We start from the raw sequence: 23,166 nt of genomic DNA on the forward strand, positions 1-23,166 counted from the left end.
CATCCTGCCAGTTGTGACGTGCGCTACACGCCAGGGGTTAGCGCACAGCAGAAAAGTTACGCCGCGGACATTGTCCGCGGCGTAACTTTTTCAGGACTTGAGGATCGCGGCACTCCACGGCGCGAGTTCCAGGGATCCACTGTCGAGTGCGGTCCCTTCGTCCGTGGCCAGGAGGACGCTGCCCGGGGCCTCGTCCAACTGGACCTTCGAATCCGAGAAATTCACCAGGACCTCGACGGATCCGCGCCGGAACCGCAGCCAGCCGGCGTCGTCGTCGAACGACACCGCCGTCTCATCAAAGCCAAGCCCCGCCAGCTCCGGATGCTCGCGGCGCAACGCGGTCAGAGCCCGGTACAGCTGCAGGAGCCGCGCGTGGTCGCCGGTGGCGGCCTCAGCCCAGTCCAGCTTGGACCGGCGGAAGGTTTCCGGGTCCTGCGGGTCAGGCACGACGGCGGGATCCCACCCCATGCGCTCGAATTCCTTGATGCGCCCTTCCGCGGTGGCCTTCCCGAGCTCTGGTTCGGGGTGGGAGGTGAAGAACTGCCACGGTGTGGTGGCGCCGTATTCCTCGCCCATGAACAGCATCGGCGTGAACGGGGACGTCAGCGTGAGAACCGCGGCCACGGCGAGCTGCCCGTAGGACAGGGACTGGGAGAGCCGGTCCCCCGTGGCCCGGTTGCCGATCTGGTCGTGGTTCTGGTTGCAGACCACCAGCGCCGCCGGATGCGCCAGCGAGCCCTTGATGGGCCGTCCATGGTGGCGGCCACGGAAACTGGAGTAGCTGCCGTCGTGCAGGAACCCGTCCTTCAGCACCTTGGCCAGCACGGCCAGGGACTCAAAGTCGGAGTAGTAGCCGGTGGTTTCGCCGCTGACGCTGACGTGCACCGCGTGGTGGAAGTCGTCGCTCCACTGCCCGGCCAGCCCATAGCCGTTGGCGTCACGGGGGTAGATCAGGCGCGGGTTGTTGAGGTCCGATTCCGCGATGAGTGTCTTGGGCAGACCGGTTTCGGCCGAAATGGCGTCGCCCAACGCCCCGAACTCCTCGAGGATGTGCACCGCGCGCTCGTCCCGCAGCGCGTGCACGGCGTCGAGGCGGAGCCCGTCCACGTGGTAGTCGCGCAGCCACAGCGCGAGGTTGTCCAGGATGTATTCGCGCACCACGTCCGAGCCGGGGCCGTCCAGGTTCACGGAGTCGCCCCAGGTGTTGGCGTCGCCCTGCTTGAGGTACGGGCCGAACTTGGGCAGGTAGTTTCCGCTGGGGCCGAGGTGGTTGTACACCACGTCCTGGATGACGCCGAGCCCCGCGGCGTGGGCTGCATCGACGAAACGCTGGTAGGCCTCCGGCCCGCCGTAGCCTTCGTGCACCGTGTACCACTGCACGCCGTCGTAGCCCCAGTTGTGGGTGCCGTTGAAACCGTTGACCGGCAGCAGTTCCACGAAGTCGATGCCCAGGTCCACCAGGTAGCCCAGTTTCTCGACGGCGGCGTCCAGGGTTCCTTCGGGGGTAAAGGTGCCCACGTGGAGTTCGTAGATCACCGCACCCTGCAGGTCCTTGCCGCGCCAGCCGGAATCCTGCCACGCATAGGCTGCGGGATCGTACGTCCGGGACTGCTCATGCACGCCGGCGGGGAGCCGTCGGGACCGGGGATCCGGGATGGGGGTGGTGTCTCCGTCCAGCAGGTAGCCGTAGTCCACGTCACCCTCAGAGGGAGCGTCGGGGGCGGTCCACCACCCTTCGGATCCCGGCGCCGTGTCCTTCTTCCGCATCGGATACTGCCGGCCGGCAGCCAGGAGGATGACGGACTCGGCGTCCGGCGCCCAGACGTCGAAGCGTTCGGGTCCAACGTTGACCAGGGTCATGCCTTTTCTCCATCCGCGGGTACCAGCAAAGCCACGGGGTAGGTACCCAGGACCTCTGCCACCGAAACCGGGCCTGGCCCGTAGCTGCTTCCCGTGAGTTCGTCCCGCATGGTGGTGGAAAGGTCGACGGCGGTGTCCCGCCATCCGCCGCCGGCTTCCAGTCCGGCGGGGAGCCGGGTGGCAAGCGTGAGGGCACCGGAAGAGGCATCCGTTCCCCGGCTGAAGGCGAGCAGGTGTCCGGCAGCCGCGCCGGTGGCTGCCACCGGCGTGTACCCCTGGAACAGTTCCGGCCGGTCCCGGCGCAGGCGGAGGGCCCGCGAGGTGACCAAGAGCTTGCTGGCCTCGGTGCCCGCGTCCGGCAAGGTGCCGGCGTCGAGCTTTGCCAACTCAGCCTGCCGGGCGCCAAAGTCCACGGGGCGGCGGTTGTCCGGGTCAGTCAGCGAGCGTTCCCAGAACTCGCTGCCCTGGTACACGTCCGGCACGCCAGGCATGGTCAGCTGCACCAGCTTGGCGGACACCGAGTTGGCGGCGGAGAAGGCGTCGATGCGTGCCACGAAATCCGTCACCACTGTGGCAACCTTGGTGTCGTCGAAGACTGCGTCCACCGCGGCCTTCACCGTCGACTCGAAATCCTCGTTGGGGTCGGTCCACTTGGTGGAGTTGCCGGCCTCCCGGGCCGCCTTCTCGGCGTAGCCCTGCAGCCGTTCCCGGCTTGCAGGCCAGGCTCCGATGATTGCCTGCCACAGCAGGTTCTCGTACGGGCCGTCCGGGATCGGCGCCAGGCCGCGAAGGGTCTCCAGCGTTTCCGTCCACTCCTGCGGCAGCTCGGCGATGACCGAGATCCGTGCCCGGGCATCCTCACTGCGCTTGGTGTCGTGGGTGGACAGGGTGGTCATGGACAGCGGCAGGTCCTGCTGGCGCCGCTGCATCCGCCGGTGGAATTCCTCCGGCGCCACCGCGAATTCGGTGGGTTCGGCGCCGACCTCGGTCAGGGTGCCCAGCCGGGTGTAGCGGTAGAAGGCTGTGTCCTCCACGCCCTTGGCCATGACCATGCCGGAGGTTTGCTGGAACCGGATGGCGATGGGATTGGCGGGATCCAGCAGCAGCGGAAGGAGTGTGCCAACCGCCACGTCCAGGTCCGGCCGATGCGCGGCGGCGGACTCGCATGCCTCCTTGAGGACGTCGGCGCCCACCGGCAGGTACGACCGGTACACCGGGAAGGACGCGATGATCTCGGCGATGGCGTCGGCTGCCTGCTCCAGTTCAAGCCCGTAGGATTCGGGAACCAGCCGTGCCAGCCTCAGCACCTCCGAGCGGAGGATGCCGTCGGCGATCATGCGCTTGGTGCCGCGGATCATGTCGGCATAGTCCGCCGGTTCAGAGGAACCGCGCAGCTTCGCATCCAGTGCGTCCAAGGCCTGCTGCCCTGCCGGGTCCACGAACAGGCGGTCCACGTCCGCCAGGGCGTCGTATCCGGTGGTGCCTTCGCACGCGAACTCCTGCGGCAGCACCTCGCCCGGTTCCAGGATCTTCTCCACCAGGACGTACGCGCCGCCGCTGAGGTCCTTGAGCCAGCGCAGGTAGCCGGCGGGTTCGGCCAGGCCGTCAGGGTGGTCCACGCGGAGCCCGTCCACCAGGCCCTCGCTGAACCAGCGGCCCACCTCGGAATGGGCCTTTTCGAAGACGGACGGCACCTCCACGCGGATGCCGGCGAGCGTGGTGACCGCAAAGAAGCGGCGGTAGTTAAGCTCGGCGTCGGCCCGGCGCCAGTCCATCAGCTGGTAGTGCTGGCGGCTGTGCACCTCCTGCGGGGAGTCACCCTCGCTGTACGTGCCCTCGGCCAGGGGGAACCGGTGGTCGTAGTAGCGGAGTTCGCCGTCCTTGACCTCGAGCTTGTCCAGGTCCTCATCGGAGCCCAGCATGGGGAGCCGGACCTTTCCGCCGCCCAGGTCCCAGTCGACGTCGAACGCTTCGGCGTAGGGTGATTCGCGGCCTTCCTTGAGCAGGGACCACCACCATGGGTTCTGCGGCGGGGATGCCACGCCCACATGGTTGGGCACGATGTCCACCAGGACGCCCATGCCGTGCTCGCGGGCCGCCCTGGACAGGGCCAGCAGGCCTTCCGGGCCGCCGCGGTCCGGGTCCACGGCGGAGGGATCGGTCACGTCATAGCCGTGGTCCGAGCCCTTCTCCGCGGTGAGGATGGGCGAGAGGTACACCCAGTCCACGCCGAGGTCCTTCAGGTACGGGACCTTTTCGGCGGCGTCGAAAAGGGTGAAGCTGCTGCGGATCTGAAAACGATAGGTGGAGGCCGGGGTCCTCATGCCTTCGTTGCCCTTTCCTCGCTTGCTTCCGCTGCCTTGGTCTGGGCTTCCACCATCTCCTCCTGGGCTTCCTCATGCTCGGCCATGGAGGCCAGGGAAGCGGCGGCGGAAAGGTCCACTTCTTCCTCGGGGCCGGAGTAGGCGCGCAGCACCACCATCGACTTCGCTTCCAGCGTCAGTGTCGCCTTCGCTTTGAGGGGCTCGTAGGCATCGGCCTGCTTGGCCGTATCAATCAGCACCTCCCAGTACTGGGAGTACTCGTCGGACGGCAGGCAGAAGTCCACGGCGTCGTCGTGCGCGTTGAAGGCCATGATGAAGCTGTCGTCGGTGATCCGGCGGCCGCGGGAGTCCTGTTCCTGGATGCCGTCGCCGTTGTAGAACACGCCGATGGTCCGGCCGAAGCCGCTGCCCCAGTCCTCCGGCAGCATTTCGGTGCCGTCGGTCTTCAGCCAGACGATGTCCGGCAGTTTTTCGCCCTCGCCGCGGCGTACCGGGCGGCCGTCGAAGAAGCGGCTGCGGCGGAATGTGGGGTGGTCGTGCCGGATCCTGTTGACGAAGGCGGTGAACTCCACCAGCGGCTGGTCCATGGCTTCCCAGTGGATCCAGCTGAGCTCGGAGTCCTGGCAGTAGGTGTTGTTGTTGCCCTGCTGGGTGCGGCCAAGTTCGTCGCCGTGCAGCAGCATGGGCACACCCTGGGAGAGCAGCAGGGTGGCGATGAAGTTGCGCTGCTGCCGGGCACGCAGGGTCAGGACCTTGTCGTCGTCCGTGTCGCCTTCAACACCGCAGTTCCAGGACCGGTTGTGCGATTCGCCGTCGTTGTTGCCTTCGCCGTTGGCCTCGTTGTGCTTCTCGTTGTAGGAGACCAGGTCCCGCATAGTGAAGCCGTCGTGGGCGGTGACGAAGTTGATCGAGGCCACCGGGCGGCGGGCGGAGCTTTCGTACAGGTCAGCGGAGCCGGTCAGCCGGGACGCGAACTCGCCCAGGGTGGAGGGCTCGCCGCGCCAGAAGTCACGGACAGTGTCGCGGTACTTGCCGTTCCATTCGGTCCACTGCGGCGGGAAGTTGCCCACCTGGTAGCCGCCGGGGCCAACGTCCCACGGCTCAGCGATCAGCTTGACCTGGGAGACTACGGGGTCCTGCTGGATGAGTTCGAAGAAGGTGGAGAGCTTGTCCACGTCGTAGAACTCGCGGGCCAGGGTGGAGGCGAGGTCGAAGCGGAAGCCGTCCACGTGCATTTCCGTGACCCAGTAGCGCAGGGAGTCCATGAGCAACTGCAGGGAATGCGGGTGGCGCACGTTGAGCGAGTTGCCGGTGCCGGTGTAGTCCATGTAGTGCTTGAGGTCGTTGTCCACCAGGCGGTAGTAGGCCTGGTTGTCGATCCCCTTGAAGGACAGCGTGGGGCCCAGGTGGTTGCCTTCGGCGGTGTGGTTGTAGACGACGTCGAGGATCACCTCGATGCCGGCGCGGTGCAGGTCGCGGACCATGGCCTTGAATTCCTGGACCTGGTGCCCGACGTCGCCGGTGGAGCTGTAGGTGTTCTGCGGGGCGAAGAAGCCGATGGTGTTGTAGCCCCAGTAGTTGTTGAGCCCCTTCTCCACCAGGGTGCCGTCGTTGACGAACTGGTGGACCGGCATGAGCTCGATCGCCGTGACGCCGAGCTTCTTCATGTGCTCGATGACCGCGGGGTGCGCCACGCCGGCGTAGGTGCCGCGCTGTTCCTCGGGGATCTCCGGGTGCAGTTCCGTGAGGCCCTTGACGTGGGCTTCGTAGATCACCGACTGGTGGTACGGGATCTTCAGTTGGCGGTCGCCGTCCCATTCGAAGAAGGGGTTGATGACGACGCCGTGCATCGTGTGCGGGGCGGAATCGGCGTCATTGCGGGAATCGGGGTCGCCGAATTCGTAGGAGAAGAGCGCGGGGTCCCAGTCGATCTGGCCCTGGACGGCCTTGGCGTAGGGGTCCATCAGCAGCTTGTTGGGGTTGAAACGGTTGCCGCTGGCGGGGTCGTACGGCCCGTGGACACGGTAGCCGTACTTCTGGCCGGGCTGGATGTGGGGCAGGTAGCAGTGCCACACATAGCCGTCCACTTCCGTCAGTTCGATCCGGGTTTCGGTCAGGTCATCGGACAGGAGGCAGAGTTCCACCCGCTCAGCCCGTTCGCTGAACAGGGCGAAATTGGTGCCGGTGCCGTCAAAGGTAGCTCCCAGCGGGTAGGCATTTCCAGGCCAGACTTCCATCGTGCTCCTCATTTTGTGGTCAGCAGCGAACGGCATCGGGACGCCCCTGCTGCTGGTGCGAACTAATGCCTACCGTAGTGGCTGGCTGTGACTATTACGTTTCCAGGCTCCATGTTTACTAAGCATGCTGACTTTACCCCAAATTTCAGGTATGGAATCCGCAACCCCGCCGGCGGTGATCGGGCCGCCGGACACCGCCTCCGACGCCGCCCTCCCCGCGCGGCCGTGCAATGCGGCCCCAAGTGCGGCGATGCCAGCCCACCGGCCGTCCGCCGCGATGCCCGCCGCACTGAAGCGGCCGACGTCGGACCCGGCCTGGGCGAGCAGCGCCCCGATGACGCCGGCCAGGACGTCCCCGCTGCCGGCAGTGGCGAGCCAGGGCGTACCGTCCGCCTGGCTGAAGGTATCGCCGGAGGGTGCGGCCACGAGGGTGCTGGCGCCTTTGAGCAGGACGGTGGCGCCAGTGCGGCGGGCCGCCTGGCGGACGGCGGCAAGCGTCCCCGCCTCCACCGCCTCCCGGTCCTCCCCGCCGCCCAGGCGCTGGAACAGCGAGGCAAGCTCCCCGGCGTGCGGTGTCAGCACCACGTGCGGGGCGAGGGCTTCGGGAAGCGCGGGCAGCGCGCCGGCGTCGGCCACGACGGGAAGGCCGGACGCGATGGCATCACGGGCACGCGCCAGCTGGTGGTGGTCCTGCGGGCCCATGCCCGAGCCCACCAGCCAGGCCTGCACCCGGTTGTCGGCCACGTTCCCCGTGCTGCACACCACCTCCGGGCAGGACTGCCGGACCAGGTCGGCCACGGCCGGTGGCCCAAGGTACCGGACCATGCCCACTCCTGCGGCGAGGGCGCCCCGGCATGCCAGGACTGCGGCGCCGGGGTAGTCCTCGGAGCCGGCCACCACTCCCAGCACCCCGCGGGAATACTTCTGCGCGCGCCGTGCGGGGTGCGGCAGGAGCCACGCAAGGTCGGCGTCCTCAAACCGGCGCAGGGACGGCTGCGGCAGGTGCTCCTCGATCCCGATCGGCACCACCAGGACGCGCCCGGCGTAATCAGCGCCAGGATCGGCCAGCAGGCCGGCCTTTACTCCCCCGAAGGTGACGGTCAGGTCGGCCGGCAGGACCGGAACGGCGGCCTCGCCGGTATCCGCGTCCACGCCGCTGGGAAGGTCGCAGGCCACCACAAAGCCGTGGCCGTGTGCGTCAGCGACAGCCTGGACCAAATCCGCGGCACTCCCCCGCAGCCCACCCTTGGCGCCGGTCCCCAGTACGGCGTCAATCACGACGTCGGCCGCGGCGGTTTCCGCCGCCAGTTCCGGAAATGCCGCGTCAGTGAGCCGGTGCACCCGGCCGCCCGCGCGCTCGAAGGCCCCCAGACCAGCCGGATGGGCGGAATCCCCGGTGAGTACCGCCGTCGTCCGCATGCCGCGGGCAGCAAGGAAGGCGCCGGCGTCCAGGCCGTCGCCCCCGTTGTTGCCCTTGCCTGCCAGCACCACCACGCGCGCGCCGGTCAGTCGGCGGCCCCGGGCCTTGAGTTCATGGACGACGGCGTTGGCCAGGCCGTGCGCGGCGCGCTGCATGAGCACGTCCCCCAAGCCGGTGGCCAGGAGGGGCTCCTCGGCTGCCCGGACCTGCCTTCCGGTGTAGGCGCTGAGCATGCGGCGGCCGGGTCAGCCTTCGGCCAGGACCGTGGCCGTGGCGATGCCGCCATCGTGGCTGATGGACAGGTGCCAGCGTTTGACGCCCTTGGCCTCGGCGACCGCCAGGACGGTCCCCTTGACCTGGACGGTGGGTCCGTTGTGGTCGAGTCCGATCCAGCAGTCCTGCCAGTTCATGCCGGCAGGGGCACCGAGGACCTTGGCCACGGCTTCCTTCGCGGCGAACCGGGCTGCCAGGGAGCGGGTATTCAGTTCCCGCTCCGCCGGCACGAACAGGCGGTCCCTCAGGCCCGGCGTCCGTTCCAGCTGGCGGCCGAACCGCTCGATGTCTACTACGTCTACCCCAATGCCAACGATCATGCGGTTCATTCTACGGGGGCGGTCCTGGCCGGGTTGCCGGCGCACGCCGCTGTTCTTCCCGGATATTGCCCTTGTCCGCCATCAGCGCAAACCGTTGGGTTTTGGCACGGCGGTGTTAAAGACGAAAGCCCCAGACCACAGGGTCTGAGGCTTTCGGCTAGCCAGCCGTTACTCGACGGTGACGCTCTTGGCGAGGTTGCGGGGCTGGTCCACGTCGTAGCCCTTGGCTGCTGCCAGTTCCGCGGCGAAGATCTGCAGCGGGACGGTCGTGAGCAGGGGCATGAGCAGGGTGGGGGTTTCGGGGACGTAGAAGACGTACTCGGCGTAGGCCTTGACGGCTTCGTCGCCTTCCTCGGCGATGACCAGGGTGCGGGCGCCGCGGGCGCGGACTTCCTGGATGTTGGAGACCACCTTGGAGTGCAGGGAGTCGCGGCCGCGCGGGGAGGGGACCACCACGAACACGGGCTGGCCATCGTCGATCAGGGCGATGGGGCCGTGCTTGAGCTCTCCTGCGGCGAAGCCCTCGGCGTGGATGTACGCGATTTCCTTGAGCTTAAGCGCGCCCTCGAGGGCCACGGGGTAACCCACGTGCCGGCCCAGGAACAGCACCGACTTCTCGTTGGCCATGCTGCGGGCCAGTTCGCGCAGCGGCCCGGCCTTGTCCAGGATGGTCTGGATCTTCGCGGGGATCTTGTTCAGGTCCGCGAGGACGTCCTTGATCTGGCCGGAGAAGATGTTCCCGCGCAGCTGCGCCAGGTACAGGCCCAGCAGGTACGCGGCGGTGATCTGCGCCAGGAACGCCTTGGTGGAGGCCACCGCGATTTCCGGGCCGGCGTGCGTGTAGAGCACGGCGTCGGATTCACGCGGGATGGTGGAGCCGTTGGTGTTGCAGATGGAGATGGTCTTGGCGCCCTGTTCCCGGGCGTATCGGACTGCCATCAGCGTGTCCATGGTCTCGCCGGACTGGCTGATGGAGACCACCAGGGTCTTCTCGTCCAGGATCGGGTCGCGGTAGCGGAACTCGTGCGCGAGCTCCACTTCGGTGGGGATCCGGCACCAGTTCTCGATGGCGTACTTGGCCACCATGCCCGCGTAGGCGGCGGTGCCGCAGGCCAGCACGATGATCTTGTCCACCTGCTTCAGCAGTTCAGGGTCGATCCGGAGCTCGTCCAGGGTCAGCTTGCCCTTGATGTCCGAACGCCCCAGCAGGGTCTGCGCCACGGCGTCGGGCTGGTCATGGATTTCCTTCTCCATGAAGGAGGAGAAGCCTCCCTTTTCCGCCGAGGCCGGGTCCCAGTCCACGTGGTATTCCTTGCCCTGGGCCGGGTTGCCGTAGAAATCGGTGATTTCCACCGTGTCCGCGGTGATCGTGACGATCTGGTCCTGGCCCAGCTCCACCGCGCGGCGGGTGTAGTCGATGAACCCGGACACGTCCGAGCCCAGGAAGTTCTCGCCCTCGCCCAGGCCCACCACCAGCGGTGAGTTGCGGCGGGCGGCCACTACGACGTCGGGCTGGTCCGCGTGGACCGCGAGCAGGGTGAAGGCGCCCTCCAGGCGCTGGCAGGCCAGCTCCATGGCGTGGGTCAGGCCGCCGTTCGCCGTGTCGCCGCCCAGCTTGTTCCGGAGGATGTCGGCCAGCAGGGCTGCGGCGACCTCGGTGTCCGTTTCGGACAGGAACGTGACGCCCTTTTCCAGCAGTTCGAGCTTGAGCTCGGCGAAGTTTTCGATGATGCCGTTGTGGATCACGGCCAGCTTGCCGTCATCCGCCAGGTGCGGGTGCGCGTTGCGGTCCGTGGGGCCGCCGTGCGTGGCCCAGCGGGTGTGCCCAATACCGGTCACCGCCTCCGGCAACGGGCGGGCCTCCAGCTCAGCAATCAGGTTGCTCAGCTTTCCGGACTTCTTCCGCGACTCGATGGCGCCCTGGGACACCACCGCTACCCCGGCAGAGTCATAACCGCGGTACTCCAGGCGGCGCAGTCCCTCAAGGACCACATCCAGGGCACTGTGACCGTTAATTGCACCGTCAACCGGACGGCCTACGTATCCCACGATTCCACACATAGGCACAAGACTATCGGCAGCGCGGCTGTTGCTCTAATCCCACGATTCCACACATAGGCACAAGACTATCGGCAGCGCGGCTGTTGCTCTAAACCGGCGGGCCGGCCGGCACGCCGTCCTGCAGGGCTTGGGTGACGTGCGCCGCCGCGCTGAGCAGGGCCGCCATTTCGTGATGCGCCGGGCGCGGGGCAGAATCTTTAGCGTGACTTCGCAACGCAATGAAGCGAACGGGGAGGGTGCCTCGCCGTTCGTGGAGCTGGACCGGCAAACCTGGTCCCGGCTCGCAGCCCAGATGGAACAGCCCCTTAATGAAGAGGACGTGCTGCGCCTTCGCGGGCTCGGTGATCCCCTGGACATCGACGAAGTCAGGGAGGTCTACCTGCCGCTGTCACGGCTCCTGCACCTGTATGTGGAGGCGGCCGGCCAGCTGCACGCGGCAACCACAACGTTCCTGGGTGAACAGACCCAGCGCACCCCGTTCGTGATCGGTGTGGCCGGTTCGGTTGCCGTGGGGAAGTCCACCATCGCCCGTGTGCTGCGTGAGATGCTCCGCCGGTGGCCGGGCACCCCCAACGTGGAGCTCATCACCACCGACGGCTTCCTCTATCCCCTGGCCGAGCTCAAGCGCCGGCAGCTGCTGGAGCGGAAGGGCTTCCCGGAGTCCTACGACCGCCGCGCACTGCTGCGGTTCGTCAGCGAAATCAAGAGCGGCGCCGAGGAAGTGCGCGCGCCGTGGTACTCCCACGTCACGTACGACATCGTGCCCGGCAAGGAAGTGGTGGTCCGCCGCCCCGACGTGCTGATCGTTGAGGGCCTGAACGTGCTGGCTCCCGCGCGGCCGCGGCACGACGGCCGCCAGGGCCTGGCCCTGAGCGACTTCTTTGACTTTTCCATCTACGTCGACGCCAAGACCTCCTACATTGAGGAGTGGTACGTGGACCGGTTCCGGAAGCTGCGGAGCACCGCGTTCGCGCAGCCGGAGTCCTACTTCCACCGCTACGCCACGCTCTCGGACGAGGAAGCCGAAAGCACCGCCCGCGACATCTGGAAGCGGATCAACGAGCCCAACCTGGAGGAGAACGTCCTTCCCACGCGCGGCCGGGCACAGCTGGTGCTGACAAAGGATGCGGATCACTCCATCCGCCGCATGCTCCTCCGGAAGGTGTAGCACAGGTGTGCTATAAATGCGGGTCCCCCAGCCGGCGCAGCTTCACCCGGTTCCTCGCAGCGGGCGCCGGACTCACCGTCCTGTCAGCGTGCACGCCTGAGGCACCAAAGGCCGTGCCGCCGTCGTCCGCTGCCGCTTCAGCGTCCCCCTCCCCTGCTGCCGTCACCGCGTCAGCGGGCCCGACGGCGGAAGCCGCCACGGTGGGCCAGTCACCGGAGGTGCCGTCCCCCACGCCGTCGCCGTCGGCCACCCTGGCGCGGCAGTTTTCGCTCGATGACCCGGCCAGCCCGTGGGTCATCGTCAACAAGCACCGGCCCCTGAAGCCGGCGGACTTTGTGCCGACTGACCTGGTGCGTCCCGCCGTCGCCATTTCCGCAGCGGGCGAGGCTGCGCTGCTGAACAGTACGACGGCGGCAGCGGCCGAGGCGATGTTCGCGGCGGCCGCAGGAGATGGCGTGGCGATGGTCCTGGCCAGCGGGTACCGCTCGTACAGTACGCAGGTGACCACGTACAACGGGTACGTTGCGGCGCGGGGACAGGCGGACGCCGACACGGCCAGTGCGCGGCCCGGGCACTCCGAGCACCAGACGGGGTGGGCGTTCGACATCGCGGATGGCGGGGGCGCCTGCAGCTTCCAGCCGTGCTTTGCCGACCAGCCGGCGGCTACCTGGGCGAAGGCGAACGGGCACCGGTTCGGGTTTGTGGTGCGGTATCCGTGGATGCTGCACCCGATCACGGGGTACTACTACGAGCCGTGGCACCTGCGGTACGTGGGGGTGGAGGCGGCCACGGACATGGCGAACCGCGGCATCGGGACGCTGGAGGAATATTTCGGCCTGGAGGCGGCGGCGGGGTACCTGTGACAAGGGATAGTCACTGTCCCCCGCCAGGTCAGTACCCGCCCGCCCGCCTCTGCACACCACCAGTGGATATCGCTTCACCTGAGTGGGTCGAAAGTGTGAACCGGCCGAATTTGGACTGTGCACTCTGACAACCTTCAATTCCCGTCTGCTCGTAGGCCGTCGTTTCCTCAAGTCTTGCGAAGGATTTAGCGCCAAGATGGTTATTGGTAGCCGGTCCTCATAGATTGACCACATGGTTATGGATGCCGGAGCCCTTTGGCTCGACCTCGTTGATGACGTTCGCTGGTATCCCTCACCCCATAACTCCCAGCCGATCAAGCTGAGGGCCATCAGTGACACGGCGGCAGTTGTTTATTATGATCTCGACCTCGGATTACCTGCCGAATCGTTCGGTATCCCTTTTGGCCATGTCTGTGCAGGTGTCTTCTTGGAGTCCTTATCTGTGGTGGCGGAAGCCCGCGGCTACAGGACAGTGGAATTCCTCGAACATTCAGAAATGGATTTCGCTGCCGCAGACCGCTTGCATCGTATTGGGACAGTGCGGTTGGAACCCGTCCCCCAGGACGACGAGTTGCAGTCCGCGGCTCAACGTCGGTTGGCTGCATTCCGGTCAAGACGAACTTCCCGCCGGCCCTATGACAGCAAGCTTGTTGACGCCGAGCTACTGACGTCAGCTTATTCGATCGCCGCGGCGCAAGGATACGAATTCCGATCGACCACCGACGCCCGCATTGTTTCTTTGCTTGTGCAAATCAACCAGAAGACCCTGTTTTCCGACTTGCGCAATGACGCCGTCTACGCCGAGATTATGCATTGGCTGCGGTTCTCGAAAGATGAAGCGGCCGCGCTGGCCGACGGTCTTAGTGCAGAAACCATGATCATGCCGGGTCCTGTGCTTCGTTTCGCCATGCGGCACCGCGGCTTGTGGTCCTTCCCCGTAATCGGCGGCTTAATCAGAGCCATCTACTTGCGCACCATGCGTGGCGTGCGCCAGCTTGGGTGGCTCGAAGGCCCGTTCGACAAGCCGGCGGATTACTTGGAAGCCGGGCGTACGTTCATGCGGGTCTGGCTATTCTTCTCCGAAAACGGCGTGTGCCTTCATCCCTTCGGCACTGTCATCACCAACCCGGTCTCTCACTCCGAATTCGTTCGGGCGGCGGGACTAAATGAAACCGCGGGCAGAATGGCCTGGATGCTCTTCAGGTTCGGATACAGCGCCACCCCTCCAGCCGCGCACCGCCGCCCGGCCACCTCCACCCTGCTTAGTCCATTGCCTGAGGACACATCACTACAGGAGCCCCTCCGTGAATAAAACGTTCGTATTCGCATTCGTTTTTCTGATGGACAGGTTCGTTGGCCTGTTCACCCCAAGGATTTCCACGCACCGAATGCTGCTCATGCCTGGAATCGAACCTTTCCGGTGGACCGCCGGGCGGTGGAGGGCGTGGCGGACCTTTGAAATGGCGGCTAAACGAGTGCCTGCCTATCGCGAGTTCCTCGCCGAGCATGAGGTACCCGGAAAGCTCTCCCTCAGTGGCAATACGCTCACGCAGGCGTTCGCAGCGCTCCCGGAAATGGACAAGGACAGCTATATCAAGCGCTGGTCCATTCCTGCCCGCAGCGTGGGCGGCGTTCTTCCCCGGCACGGTGTCGTAGTGGATGAATCGTCCGGAAGCTCAGGTGTTCCCACCAGTTGGGTTCGGGGCCTGGAGGAACGCCTCGCCACCCGGCAGTTGCTCCAGGTTGGTTTTTCGCGGACTGCCGAGACGCTCAAGAAGCAACCCTTCGTGCTCAACTGCTTCTCCCTTGGCGCATGGGCGACGGGGATGAACGTCAGCACTTCCCTCACGGATGTCACAATGATCAAATCCATCGGGCCGGACCGAGACAAGGTCATCGCCACGATGCTCGAATTCGGGACGGACTACACCTACATCGTCCTCAGTTACCCGCCCTTCCTGAAGGCTTTGTTCGAAGATGAACGCATCAACTGGGAAGACTACGACATCGTCGCGGCGTTCGGCGGCGAGGGCATCAGCGAGAACATGCGCGGGCACATCACAAAGTACGCCCACAGCGCTTTCGGCTCCTACGGGGCCTCCGACCTGGAAATCAACATTGCAATAGAGACTGACTACACAGTGGCGCTCCGTCAGGCCATCGCCGCGAATCCCGCCCTGTCGGCGCGGCTCACCAAGCAGGACGAGTACGGCGTGCTGCCGATGATCTTCCAGTTCAACCCCTACGACTACCTCCTTGAAACAAATGCGGATGGCGAACTGATCGTCACGATCGTGCGGAAAGAGAACGTCAACCCGCGGATCCGCTACAACATCCATGACCGTGGGCACGTGCTGCGCGTCCGCGACCTCAACGCCGTACTCAAGGAATTCGGGCTCGGACACATCATTAACCAGCAGTTCCTCGATCTCCCCCTGCTCTTCCACTACGGTCGGAGCGACCTGTCCGTTGACTTCAACGGCGCGGTTGTTGCACCGGATGCCCTGCGGGACGTCCTCAGCAGCGACGGCAGGCTTCTCGCAGCCGTAGAAAACCACCGCCTTGTCAGTTTCGAAGACGAGCAAGGAGACCGGCAGCTGCACATCGCGCTCCAGCTAACCGCAAAAGCCACCCATGAGCGCACTTTGGACCAGGTGGCGTACAGGAATTACATTCTTGAGCAGCTGAGAGCAATGAACGGTGATTTCAACAACGCAATTCTGACATCGGCGGAGTCGAGCCTGCCCACAGTTGCATTCTATGCACTGCGTACCGGCCCGTTCAGATCTGATGGCGCGAAACTCAAAAACGAGTACGTCTGGCAGCTTGGTCCCTCAGCTCCCCAAGACTGGGCCCTGGACCTGACCTTTCGAGCGCAAAAGAATCGCGCAGCCACTACCTGAGACGCGTTTGGTGATACATGCCATGCTCTACCCACAAAATCGCCAGGTCGCGACATCGGAAAAGGTGCGCGTCCCGGACCCGCCGACGAGGAGTAGAAGTAGCCTCAGGCGCAGTAACCGCTGGACGTGGTCAGCTTTGATTTCCGACCCGAGCTATTGCATAGGTCCTGGAATGCTCCCGTGGCCCTTCCAGTTATCCACGCACTCGGTCACGGACGATTGCAGAATGACGGTGACCGGCATGATCAGGCAAAGCGATGTGATCGTGTAACAATCTTGCGACTGGAAGGCGAGCGCAGTGTCTTCCATCGATTTGCCTGCTGAGGAACCGTGATATTCGAACAAGCGGCGGGTCGTAGATGCTGACCGCAGTATTTCTTTGCAGTTGAAGGCCCTCACGGTCGGGATCCGGGGAAGGCGTTTGTGTTGAGGCATCGGGACATGAGCATTCCCTTTCACACGGAAGAACGGACTGGCTAGTGGATCCGCTGCCGGCCTCTGCACCACCATGCGTCACGCTGTTGGCTCCCCGCTCGGCACGTCCCGATAAGTTCGGGTACTGAAATCTGCGCTAGGTTGGTCTCCATGCTTAGTGGATTCAAGAATTTCATCATGAAGGGCAACGTGGTTGACCTGGCCGTCGCCGTTGTCATGGGTACCGCGTTCGGCGCGGTGGTGACGGCGCTGGTGAACAAGGTGCTCATGCCGTTCGTCTCGGGCCTGGTGGGTGCGCCCAACTTTGACAGCTTCGCAAGGGTGGACCTTAACGGCAATGCAATCGAGTTCGGGGTGCTCCTGACCGCCGTGGTGAACTTCCTGCTGATTGCAGCGGCTATCTACTTTGTGGTGGTGATGCCGATGAACATCATGATCGAGCGGCGCAACCGCCGGCTGGGGATCAACAAGGACGTGAAGAAGGACGCTGCCGAGGATCCGCAGGTTGCGCTGCTGACCGAGATCCGGGACGCGCTGAAGGAGCGCGTCTAAGTCGTTCGTTAACCGCATTGGCCTGCCTCCTGTTTAGGAGGCAGGCCATTTTTTCTTGCTGGGTTTTTTGAGGCGGCTCGGCTAGTTTGAGGCGAGCTCCAGCGCAAGCTCCGTCCGGACCACTTGCGCAAGGTGCTCGGCGATGAAGTCAGGGCACGTCGCGCCGGTCAAGGCCCGAGATGTCCTGATTACCTGCGGAGTTTGCTCAGGATCGGGGCAATTTATGGGAAATTCCCCTCATTAAGTATCCAAGTCCTATTAGGCTCATCGCACCGCCACCTCGCCGGGGAGGCGGCGGAACTGTGACTGCAGATTTTGGGTCTGCAACTCTCTGGAAGGCTTTTTCGATGAAACTTCGCGAGGAGTCAACGTCAATTGACATTGAACGGGTAATTCTTGTCCCGATCATGGCGCTCTTGCTATTGTCGGCGGTCTCCGCACTATTCTCCGGTGCGAACGGCGCTTCGGCTTCTGTCCTAGACGCTGCATTGCGCCTCACCTACCAAGTGCTGCTGACCGTTTTTTATATCATGGCGATTTTCTTCCTTCTCACAAGGAACCCTGCAAGTGCCCGGAGCGGACGGATTGCTCCCACAATCGCGGCATACATCGGGACCTTCCTGCCTTTTCTGTTCGCGTTTGCGGGTGGGTCGGAAGTATCTCAAGGTCTAGCCTTGTTTGCGGTGGGACTCATGACCCTGGGAATGGCCTTCACTGTCTGGTCCCTGATGACGCTCGGTAAGAGTTTCGGCGTAGAGCCCCAGGTAAGAACGCTCGTGCAGCACGGCCCCTATCGGCTGATCCGTAACCCTCTTTACGTCGGAGAGATGATCACTCTGACCGGGGCAGTGTGCTTTAGCCCCACATTGTTGAAGACGGCAATCCTTGTGGCACTGGCAGCCGTTCAGGCGTACCGGGCAATTCAGGAGGAACAGCTACTAGCGGATAACTTGCCCGAATATGCCGCATACAAGCTGCGGACTACGCGATTCGTGCCAGGCCTGTTCTGACCCTGCTGCTTGTGTGGCAGGTACCGCCAGCGGGCGGGAGCTTAACCTTATCCGCGACTCCCTAAGGGACCGCGCGAGTAGGTCTACCCTACCGAAAGTGGCCCGCTTCCTTATCAGGAGGCGGGCCACATATTTTGACTGCTAGTTTGAGGCGAGTTCCAGTGCGAGTTCGGTGCGGACCACCTGTGCCAGGTGTTCGGCGATGGACTGGGCCGTCACTTCGTCTGCGGCCTCCACCATCACGCGGACAACGGGCTCGGTGCCGGAGGGACGGAGCAGGACGCGGCCGGTTTCACCCAGCGCCGCTTCCGCGGCCGCGACGGCCTGGGCCAGGACGTCGCTGCTGCCCACGCGGCTCCGGTCCACCCCCTTGACGTTGATGAGGACCTGCGGGAGCTTGGTCATGACCGTGGAGAGCTCCTTGAGGGTCTTTCCCGTCAGGGCCACCTGTGCGGCGAGCTGCAGGCCGGTGAGGAGGCCGTCGCCGGTGGTGGCATGGTCGGCGAAAATGACGTGGCCGGACTGTTCGCCGCCCAGGTTGTAGCCGCCGTCGCGCATGCCCTCCAGCACGTAGCGGTCCCCCACACCGGTTTCCACGATGGTGATGCCTGCGTCGCGGAGCGCGATCTTGAGCCCCAGGTTGCTCATGACGGTGGCCACCAGGACGTCGTTCTTGAGCTTGCCGGACTTCTTGAGCGCGACTGCGAGGATGGCCATGATCTGGTCGCCGTCCACCTCATTGCCCTCGTGGTCCACGGCAAGGCAGCGGTCGGCGTCGCCGTCGTGGGCGATGCCCAGGTTGGCACCGTACTTGACCACGGCTTCCTTGAGCGGTCCGAGGTGGGTGGAGCCGACGCCGTCGTTGATGTTGAGGCCGTCCGGATCGGCGCCGATGACGATCACGTCCGCGCCGGCGTCCTTGAAGAGCTGGGGTGAGCAGCCGCTGGCGGCGCCGTTGGCGCAGTCCAGGACCACGGTGAGGCCGTCCAGGCGGTGCGGGAGGGTGCGGAGCAGGTGGACGATGTAGCGGTCTTCGGCGTCGGAGAAGCGCTGGATGCGGCCGACGTCGGCGCCGGTGGGGCGGACTGCTTCCTTGCCCATCTGGGCCTCGATGGCGTCCTCCACCTCGTCAGGCAGCTTCTGGCCGCCCCGGGCAAAGAACTTGATGCCGTTGTCCGGCGCCGGGTTGTGGGAGGCGGAGATCATGACGCCGAAGTCAGCGTCCAGGTCCGCCACCAGGTAGGCGGCGGCGGGGGTGGGCAGAACGCCGGCGTCATAGACGTCGATGCCTGAGCTGGAGAGCCCGGCTTCCACGGCGGCGGCGATGAATTCGCCGCTGGCGCGCGGGTCACGGGCCAGCACGGCGCGGGGCCGGGAGCCGTTGGAGTTGCGGTCGTGGCCGAGCACGACGGCGGCCGCCTGGGCCAGCTGCAGGGCCAGTTCTGCTGTCAGCAGGCCGTTGGCCAGCCCCCGGACACCATCAGTTCCAAATAATCTAGACACCGGTCAAGTGTAGAGGATGGGGTTGCCGCGGCTTGAACCGGCTGGCCAGAGGCACGCATAGGCCCCTTTTGCGGCTCGTCTAGGTGGCCTCGACATTGCCACAGCGATGGATAGAGTCGTCAACGACGGAAGCCCGCCCCACCAAACGGCGGGACGGGCTTCTGTGCAAGCGGATTTAGCGCTTGGAGTACTGCTGGGCCTTGCGGGCCTTCTTGAGACCGGCCTTCTTACGCTCGATGACACGAGCGTCGCGGGACAGGTAACCGGCCTTCTTCAGGGTGGCGCGATTGTTCTCGACGTCGATCTCGTTCAGCGAACGGGCGATGCCGAGGCGCAGGGCGCCGGCCTGGCCGGAGATGCCGCCGCCGTGAATGCGGGCGATGACGTCGTAGGCACCTTCGAGATCAAGGATCTTGAAGGGCTCGTTGACGTCCTGCTGGTGCAGCTTGTTCGGGAAGTAGTTGTCCAGCGCGCGGCCGTTGATGGTCCACTTGCCGGAGCCGGGAACAACGCGAACGCGTGCAACGGCTTCCTTGCGACGGCCAACTGCGGCACCGGCTACGGTCAGTGCCGGGCGCTCCTTCTTGGGCGCAGCTTCGGCAGCTGAGCTTTCAGAGGTGTAGCTGGTCAGGTTTTCCTCGGCCTCGACGACCTCGGTGGTCTCTTCGTTCTGAGCCACGATTCTCCTTGTATAGATAAGTTGTTTGGTGGCCAGGACTACTGGGCGACCTGGGTGATTTCGAAAGTCTTGGGCTGCTGGGCGGCGTGCGGGTGCTCAGCACCGCGGTACACCTTCAGCTTGCCGAGCTGCTGGGCAGCAAGGGAGTTCTTGGGGAGCATGCCCTTGATGGCCTTCTCAACGGCGCGGACCGGGTTGGATTCCAGCAGTTCCGCGTAGTTGACGGAGGTCAGGCCGCCCGGGTAGCCGGAGTGGCGGTATGCGCGCTTCTGCTCCAGCTTGGCGCCGGTCAGGGCTACCTTCTCAGCGTTGATGATGATGACAAAGTCGCCCATGTCCATGTGGGATGCGAAAGTGGCCTTGTGCTTGCCGCGCAGCAGGATTGCGGTCTGGCTTGCAAGACGACCAAGGACAACGTCGGTGGCGTCAATGACGTGCCACTGGCGGTTGATATCGCCGGGCTTCGGGGTGTACGTACGCACGGTGTTTGCCTCGTTCTTGTTCTGGCGTTCTTGTTTAGGTGTCGCTAGCTCGCGCACCTACTGTCTGCGCGCTACCGGAACAGAGGTGAGGGCTCCATGTAACCAGTCATCCTGAAGTTCCGAATGTGCACGTTGAGTAGTTATCCTGCAACCGGATTCTCAAGCGGGCACGCACCATCGGAATAGGACACGCACAACGACTCCCAAGATTAGCGCGTCAGGGGGTTCAGGGTCAAAATGAGGTAGCCGACGGCCGCTGGGGCCCATGCCGGCTCAACCAATACGGGGGATGCAGTGCTGTCAGTGGCGAACGTGGACTCCAACAGCTGGCTGCTTGTCTTAGGGGCCGGGCTCCTCGGAGGCATCCTCTCCCCCACCGCCGAGATCCTGATCGCAAAGCTGCTTCCCCGGCTGGGCAGAATACCTACCCTGGGGGTGCAAATTGCGACGGCGGCAGTCACCGGCCTCGCATGCGTCGCCTTTACTTTGCATTTTGGGATTACTTTCAGCCTTCCAACTTTCCTATTCCTTGCGGTGCTAGGCGTGCAGCTGGCCCGGATAGACGTGGCACTCCACTTACTACCCAACCCGTTGGTGCTGACGCTGCTGGCCGGCGGACTCTTACTGTTTTTATTGCCAGGTTTATTTAATAAGCAATCTGACGATCTGCTTCGGGCAGCCCTCGGGGCCATCATTTTGTTTGTCGTCTACTTGATTTTGGGACTTATTTCTCCTGGCGGCATCGGGATGGGCGACGTGAAGCTCGCGGCGCCCGTGGGTCTTTACCTGGGGTACTTAGGTTGGAGCCACCTCCTCTACGGCGGGTTGCTCGGTTTCATCTTGAACGGCGTAGTCACGGCGCTTGTGCTCAGCAGAAAAGGCCGAAATAAAGCCACAGAAGTACCGCACGGCCCATCGATGCTCGGCGCACTTACGGCCGTAACGTTCTTCATGGGTTAGCCCGCGCCGAGCAATCTCCCGACGGTCGCCGCGTCTTCCACAGGTCACTCCAAGTAGTCAGCCGTGTACTCGTGTTTCACTTCCGAGTACCCCCGTCATTTTTCAGGTACATCCTTTGCGCACTCCTCGAAAAAGTCGAGTACCACTACGCATTGTTGCCCTACGCCCCCCAGTGACAATCTCTTCTTAGCGAAGTCCAGCCGCTAAGGATTTATGGGGGCAGCTGGAAATTCGTTGAAATCCAATAAATCATTTCACCGAATTAAAGGAAATTACAATGACTTCTCTCATGGTCTCAATGACTGCTTTCATCGCCGGCGTCAAGGATCGTTTTACCCGCGAAGAAAAGGGCGCCACGATGGTGGAGTACGGCATCATGGTCGCCCTCATCGCCGTCATCGTCCTTGCGGCAGTCGGCCCGCTTGGACAGGCAATCTTCACTCTGTTCAACGGCGTCACGACCAGCCTCGGCGGAACCCCCGCTCCGTAGGTCCGGCAGCCGGCGCTGGTGGAGTCTCTAACTACCACCAGCGCCGGTTTTCGTCATATAGACGTCAGCGAATTCTTCTCATCGAGGACCTGGCCTGGGAGACCACCATGGCATCAAATCTATGCAACAAATCAAAAGAGGGTCAGCGTGGAGCTGTCGCCGTGGAAATGGCAATGCTTTTGCCGCTCCTACTTCTAATCCTCATGGGAACGATCGAGTTCGGCCGAGTACTGAACGTACAGATCTCAATGACCCAGGCCGCCCGAGAAGGCGCACGCTACGCGGCTATCCACTATAAGGAGGCCGGGTTGAACGTGACAGCAGCTACCCTCGCGGCTGCACCCTCACTCTCCGGGCTCCCGGTTGGCGTCACCAACAATGCGAGCAGCTGTGCTGCCGGCAGCAACGTGACAGTGACCACCACGGTCACGCTGCCTTCACTCTCCGGATTCCTAAATGCTGGCTTCTTTGGCACCCCTGGCATCTTCCCAATGACCCTCACAGGAGTAGGAGTTATGAGATGCGGCGGGTGAGCAGCATAAAGGGGCAAGGCGAGCAGCGAGTTAAGAGCATGAAGGTGAATGAGCGAGGTGCGGCAAGCGTCATTGTGGCGATTGTTCTGGTCGTTCTTCTCGGTTTTGCGGCCTTGGCAGTAGACGTCGGCGCAATGTACGCCGAAAAGGCACAGCTGCAAAATGGCGCGGACTCGGCCGCCCTGGCAGTTGCCAATCAGTGCGCCAAAGGCTCATGTGGGAATACGACCGACACCGGAGATCTCTTCGCCAACAGCAACGCCAACGACGGTTCCAGCGGAGCCACGGTCACTTTTCCCAATTCGACAACCGTGCACGTAGAAACCAAAGCTCGGGCGGCTGGATCGACAACCGATGGATTTGGACTGTTCTTTGCACGTGTAATGGGCTTTAACAACACGCAGATTCATGCGACGGCAGAAGCTTCCTGGGGATCAGTATCAGGCGCAACGTCCTTTCCTTGGACCATCAGCGATTGCGTCTTCAAAAAGTACCTCAGCGCTTCTCAGCTCAATGAGTTCAATTCGACCGGTACCTTCACGGGCACTCCAACCCCTACCCACATCCTCCTTCGATACGACACCAACACTCCCGCCTACTCGGGATGCGCAGTGCAAAACGGCTACGCCCCAGGCGGGTTTGGTTGGCTAAATACCGGTTCGGATTGCAAGGCGACGATTGACGCAGGGACAACCGTAGTTGGTACGAACCCTGGTAATGACCTTCCAAACGTTTGCTCAACCATGCCATCACTCATCATGAATGAGCCGATTCTCGTTCCTGTGTTTTCTTCGGCTGTTCCACTTGCCAACGGCAACAACACCAAATACACCATCGTTGGTTTTCTGGCCTTCAAAGTGACGGGCTACAAGTTCAGCGGCAACGTTGCCAGCCCTGACCCGCTCGCACCGTCCTGCTCCGGAAACTGTCGCGGCATCCAAGGCTATTTCACCCGCTTTGTGTCCCTTGCTGAAGGGCTGTCGACGAGCAACACGGTTGCTAACTACGGCGGCTCCGAGGTCTTCCTCAAGAACTAGCACCGGTGGGCCTCACCCGCTAAATCGACACACACCATCGCAAAGGAGTAACCATC

Annotated in this window: 19 protein-coding genes; 10 read left to right on the forward strand and 9 right to left on the reverse strand. The window is 63.9% G+C overall.

Translation table 11 applies throughout. From position 1 onward, the window contains the following. Window positions 1-90: 90 nt before the first annotated feature. The 6 genes from treZ to glmS all read right to left on the reverse strand — a co-directional run bounded on the left by treZ (window position 91) and on the right by glmS (window position 10,495). Entirely contained in the window at window positions 91-1,860 is a 1,770-nt protein-coding gene (gene treZ / locus Q9R31_RS02110; RefSeq protein WP_311261106.1) for a malto-oligosyltrehalose trehalohydrolase, read from the reverse strand. Continuing rightward, window positions 1,857-4,184, reverse strand: coding sequence for a malto-oligosyltrehalose synthase (treY, locus tag Q9R31_RS02115; protein ID WP_311261107.1), 2,328 nt, complete (start codon window positions 4,182-4,184; stop codon window positions 1,857-1,859). Before treY ends, treZ begins: the two co-directional genes overlap by 4 nt. After that, entirely contained in the window at window positions 4,181-6,421 is a 2,241-nt protein-coding gene (gene glgX / locus Q9R31_RS02120) for a glycogen debranching protein GlgX (protein WP_311261108.1), read from the reverse strand. Before glgX ends, treY begins: the two co-directional genes overlap by 4 nt. A gap of 69 nt (window positions 6,422-6,490) precedes the next feature. Then, on the reverse strand, window positions 6,491-8,074 hold the full coding sequence (locus tag Q9R31_RS02125) for an NAD(P)H-hydrate dehydratase (RefSeq protein ID WP_311261109.1): 1,584 nt from the start codon (window positions 8,072-8,074) through the stop codon (window positions 6,491-6,493). Window positions 8,075-8,086: 12 nt separating this feature from the next. Then, window positions 8,087-8,434, reverse strand: a complete 348-nt coding sequence (locus tag Q9R31_RS02130) for a holo-ACP synthase (protein WP_013601780.1) — start codon at window positions 8,432-8,434, stop codon at window positions 8,087-8,089. Between the two features lie 168 nt (window positions 8,435-8,602). Then, on the reverse strand, window positions 8,603-10,495 hold the full coding sequence (gene glmS, locus Q9R31_RS02135; protein WP_311261110.1) for a glutamine--fructose-6-phosphate transaminase (isomerizing): 1,893 nt from the start codon (window positions 10,493-10,495) through the stop codon (window positions 8,603-8,605). Window positions 10,496-10,667: 172 nt separating this feature from the next. Here glmS and coaA point away from each other — a divergent pair, with 172 nt between their 5' ends. The 6 genes from coaA to Q9R31_RS02165 all read left to right on the forward strand — a co-directional run bounded on the left by coaA (window position 10,668) and on the right by Q9R31_RS02165 (window position 17,426). Further along, window positions 10,668-11,663 (forward strand): type I pantothenate kinase, encoded by a 996-nt coding sequence (gene coaA, locus Q9R31_RS02140; protein WP_311261623.1) that lies wholly within the window; start codon window positions 10,668-10,670, stop codon window positions 11,661-11,663. A gap of 5 nt (window positions 11,664-11,668) precedes the next feature. Continuing rightward, complete coding sequence (locus tag Q9R31_RS02145) at window positions 11,669-12,526, forward strand: M15 family metallopeptidase (protein WP_311261111.1); 858 nt, start codon at window positions 11,669-11,671, stop codon at window positions 12,524-12,526. 232 nt (window positions 12,527-12,758) lie between these two features. Continuing rightward, window positions 12,759-13,838 (forward strand): hypothetical protein, encoded by a 1,080-nt coding sequence (locus Q9R31_RS02150; protein ID WP_311261112.1) that lies wholly within the window; start codon window positions 12,759-12,761, stop codon window positions 13,836-13,838. Then, window positions 13,831-15,429, forward strand: coding sequence for a CoF synthetase (locus Q9R31_RS02155; RefSeq protein ID WP_311261113.1), 1,599 nt, complete (start codon window positions 13,831-13,833; stop codon window positions 15,427-15,429). The genes Q9R31_RS02150 and Q9R31_RS02155 overlap by 8 nt, the downstream gene beginning before the upstream one ends. Before the next feature lie 585 nt (window positions 15,430-16,014). After that, window positions 16,015-16,416 (forward strand): large conductance mechanosensitive channel protein MscL, encoded by a 402-nt coding sequence (mscL, locus tag Q9R31_RS02160; RefSeq protein ID WP_311261114.1) that lies wholly within the window; start codon window positions 16,015-16,017, stop codon window positions 16,414-16,416. Window positions 16,417-16,763: 347 nt separating this feature from the next. After that, window positions 16,764-17,426 carry an isoprenylcysteine carboxylmethyltransferase family protein gene (locus Q9R31_RS02165; RefSeq protein WP_311261115.1) on the forward strand — a complete coding sequence of 221 codons (663 nt, stop codon included), beginning with the start codon at window positions 16,764-16,766 and terminating at the stop codon, window positions 17,424-17,426. A gap of 141 nt (window positions 17,427-17,567) precedes the next feature. Here the strand turns inward: Q9R31_RS02165 and glmM are convergent, their stop codons facing one another. From glmM to rplM, 3 genes are all read right to left on the reverse strand, one after another. After that, entirely contained in the window at window positions 17,568-18,929 is a 1,362-nt protein-coding gene (glmM, locus tag Q9R31_RS02170) for a phosphoglucosamine mutase (protein WP_311261116.1), read from the reverse strand. A gap of 175 nt (window positions 18,930-19,104) precedes the next feature. After that, on the reverse strand, window positions 19,105-19,608 hold the full coding sequence (rpsI, locus tag Q9R31_RS02175; protein WP_188570868.1) for a 30S ribosomal protein S9: 504 nt from the start codon (window positions 19,606-19,608) through the stop codon (window positions 19,105-19,107). Between the two features lie 38 nt (window positions 19,609-19,646). Further along, complete coding sequence (gene rplM, locus Q9R31_RS02180; RefSeq protein WP_015937805.1) at window positions 19,647-20,090, reverse strand: 50S ribosomal protein L13; 444 nt, start codon at window positions 20,088-20,090, stop codon at window positions 19,647-19,649. Window positions 20,091-20,402: 312 nt separating this feature from the next. On the opposite strand from rplM, the gene Q9R31_RS02185 reads away from it, so the two are divergent. The 4 genes from Q9R31_RS02185 to Q9R31_RS02200 all read left to right on the forward strand — a co-directional run bounded on the left by Q9R31_RS02185 (window position 20,403) and on the right by Q9R31_RS02200 (window position 23,110). Further along, window positions 20,403-21,050, forward strand: coding sequence for an A24 family peptidase (locus Q9R31_RS02185; RefSeq protein ID WP_311261117.1), 648 nt, complete (start codon window positions 20,403-20,405; stop codon window positions 21,048-21,050). A 277-nt stretch (window positions 21,051-21,327) separates the two neighbouring features. Further along, window positions 21,328-21,540 carry a Flp family type IVb pilin gene (locus tag Q9R31_RS02190; RefSeq protein ID WP_311261118.1) on the forward strand — a complete coding sequence of 71 codons (213 nt, stop codon included), beginning with the start codon at window positions 21,328-21,330 and terminating at the stop codon, window positions 21,538-21,540. Between the two features lie 107 nt (window positions 21,541-21,647). Then, window positions 21,648-22,073 carry a pilus assembly protein gene (locus Q9R31_RS02195; RefSeq protein ID WP_311261119.1) on the forward strand — a complete coding sequence of 142 codons (426 nt, stop codon included), beginning with the start codon at window positions 21,648-21,650 and terminating at the stop codon, window positions 22,071-22,073. Beyond that, complete coding sequence (locus Q9R31_RS02200; RefSeq protein ID WP_311261120.1) at window positions 22,070-23,110, forward strand: pilus assembly protein TadG-related protein; 1,041 nt, start codon at window positions 22,070-22,072, stop codon at window positions 23,108-23,110. The genes Q9R31_RS02195 and Q9R31_RS02200 overlap by 4 nt, the downstream gene beginning before the upstream one ends. Window positions 23,111-23,166: the final 56 nt, after the last annotated feature.

It is taken from the genome of Pseudarthrobacter sp. BRE9, assembly GCF_031844305.1.
Lineage (GTDB): Bacteria > Actinomycetota > Actinomycetes > Actinomycetales > Micrococcaceae > Arthrobacter.

Bases quoted from the DNA above. Each gene is read 5' to 3' on its own strand.
- Q9R31_RS02165 (WP_311261115.1), top strand. From the start codon at position 16,764: ATGAAACTTCGCGAGGAGTCAACGTCAATTGACATTGAACGGGTAATT.
- glgX (WP_311261108.1), bottom strand. From the start codon at position 6,421: ATGGAAGTCTGGCCTGGAAATGCCTACCCGCTGGGAGCTACCTTTGAC.
- coaA (WP_311261623.1), top strand. From the start codon at position 10,668: ATGCGCCGGGCGCGGGGCAGAATCTTTAGCGTGACTTCGCAACGCAAT.
- treY (WP_311261107.1), bottom strand. From the start codon at position 4,184: ATGAGGACCCCGGCCTCCACCTATCGTTTTCAGATCCGCAGCAGCTTC.
- Q9R31_RS02190 (WP_311261118.1), top strand. From the start codon at position 21,328: ATGACTTCTCTCATGGTCTCAATGACTGCTTTCATCGCCGGCGTCAAG.
- Q9R31_RS02195 (WP_311261119.1), top strand. From the start codon at position 21,648: ATGGCATCAAATCTATGCAACAAATCAAAAGAGGGTCAGCGTGGAGCT.
- Q9R31_RS02125 (WP_311261109.1), bottom strand. From the start codon at position 8,074: ATGCTCAGCGCCTACACCGGAAGGCAGGTCCGGGCAGCCGAGGAGCCC.
- Q9R31_RS02130 (WP_013601780.1), bottom strand. From the start codon at position 8,434: ATGATCGTTGGCATTGGGGTAGACGTAGTAGACATCGAGCGGTTCGGC.
- treZ (WP_311261106.1), bottom strand. From the start codon at position 1,860: ATGACCCTGGTCAACGTTGGACCCGAACGCTTCGACGTCTGGGCGCCG.
- mscL (WP_311261114.1), top strand. From the start codon at position 16,015: ATGCTTAGTGGATTCAAGAATTTCATCATGAAGGGCAACGTGGTTGAC.
- glmS (WP_311261110.1), bottom strand. From the start codon at position 10,495: ATGTGTGGAATCGTGGGATACGTAGGCCGTCCGGTTGACGGTGCAATT.
- Q9R31_RS02150 (WP_311261112.1), top strand. From the start codon at position 12,759: ATGGTTATGGATGCCGGAGCCCTTTGGCTCGACCTCGTTGATGACGTT.